This window comes from Synechococcus sp. BA-120 BA3 (assembly GCF_034931285.1).
Taxonomy (GTDB): domain Bacteria; phylum Cyanobacteriota; class Cyanobacteriia; order PCC-6307; family Cyanobiaceae; genus Cyanobium.
Window position 1 is genome coordinate 1 of the sequence record NZ_JAYGHZ010000165.1, and the last position, 1,560, is coordinate 1,560.

1 protein-coding gene and 1 pseudogene are annotated in these 1,560 nt (G+C 75.3%); both read right to left on the minus strand.

Annotated features, from left to right (window positions below; translation table 11 throughout):
- Window positions 1–399: pseudogene (locus tag VB737_RS06925) on the minus strand (precorrin-3B C(17)-methyltransferase); the annotation flags it as partial.
- A partial coding sequence (locus tag VB737_RS06930; protein WP_500312193.1) for a hypothetical protein occupies window positions 396–1,560 on the minus strand: 1,165 nt, incomplete at its 5' end. The gene VB737_RS06930 and the pseudogene VB737_RS06925, both read right to left, overlap by 4 nt.

Below are 1,560 nucleotides of genomic sequence, written 5' to 3' on the forward strand. Positions count from 1 at the left end.
GGCATCCAGGGGCAGCCGGCCCAGGGCGGCGCCGGCACCGGTGAGCACGGCCTGGCCACCGACCAGGGCGGCGATCTCCTCGGCGAGGCGGTCGCCGCCGGCCCCATGGCCCCCCAGCAGGGGCACCACGAAGCGGCCGCGGGGGTCCACCACCAGCACGGCCGGATCGCTCTGCTTGTCACCGATCAGGGGGGCGATCAGCCGGGTCACCAGCCCGCAGGCCCCGACGGCCACCACCGCGTCGGCCGTCCCCCAGTGCCGTGCCAGCCATGGGGCGGAGGCCTCCTCCTCCGGCTCCCGCACCACGTGGAGCAGGCCGGCCTGGTGCAGCCGCTGCAGCATCACCGCCGCCGTCGGCCCGAAGCCGAGTCCGATGTGTCGTCGCGTCGTGTCGCTCAAGGGGTCACCCCGCCGTCAAGGGGGGCCAGGTCCTGGCCGTCCGGGGATTCCTCCGGGCCGGTGTCCGCGCTGCCATCCGCTGTCCTGTCAGCTGCTGCGACACCGTCCGCCATCGGGGTTCCCTGGGCGTCCGGCATCTCCGCCTGGCCCGGGAGTCCCCGGTCGCTGTCCAGGCCCCCAGCCCCATCGGCCACGGCAGACAGTGACTGCGGCTCGGGCTGCGGCTGGGGGTCCTGCGGCGGCCCCTGCTCCGACATCGCCGTGGCCTCCGGCTCCAGGGTCATGTCGGATTCCGCCGCCAGCTCCTGCTCTGGCTCCGCCTCGGGCTCCGTAGCGGCCGGGGGCGGGGCCTCACCCAGCAGGATGGCCAGCTCGGAGGCGGTCAGCCGGCCCTGCTGCCAGCGGGGCGGTTCGCCGCCGGGCTCCAGGATCACCTCACCCACCAGGCTGTTGAAGGGAGGGTTGAGGGGCTCGCCGAGGCTGTCGAGCAGCTCGAGCTGGACCGCATTGCTGCCGGTGCGCCAGCCCTCCAGCCACAGGGGCGTCTGGCGATCCACCAGGAAGCTGTCGCCGTTGATGCTGACGCGCAGCCGCCAGCTGGCATCGCCGCTGCGCAGGTTCTGGAGCGGAGCCTCCAGCAGCAGCCAGTCGAGCAGCAGCGGTGTGCCGTCCGCCGTGCCGCGGGGGCTGACGGCGATCAGCTGGGGGCTGCCCGGGGCGGGCTGGCCGAGGGGATTGGCCGCGACCCTGTGCAGCCGGATCTGGCGCTGGGCACCGGGGTCCTTCACCGCTTCACCCCAGGGCCTGGCGGCATAGACCGTGACGCGATGGCTGCCGGGTTCCAGCGGCCGCATCGTGGTGGAGGTGGCGGTCAGCGGCAGGGGGTCATCCCCATCCAGCTGCACCACCAGGTGCGGGCCGAGGCCGAGGGGGCCGGCATCCACCAGGGGCCAGTCCTCCACCCGCAGCCGCAGGGTCCAGGGACCCGCCGGCAGCAGGGCGCCGTCGGCGGGGGTGAGGATCTCCAGCCGGGGGCGCCGTCCCTCCAGGGCCTCCTGCAGTTGCTGCACCGCCAGAGGTGGGGCCACCTCCTGCTGGCTGGAACGCCCCAGGGCGGGGGTGGCCGGGGCCGCGGCGGGCGAGCGGCGGCCCGGCAGGGAG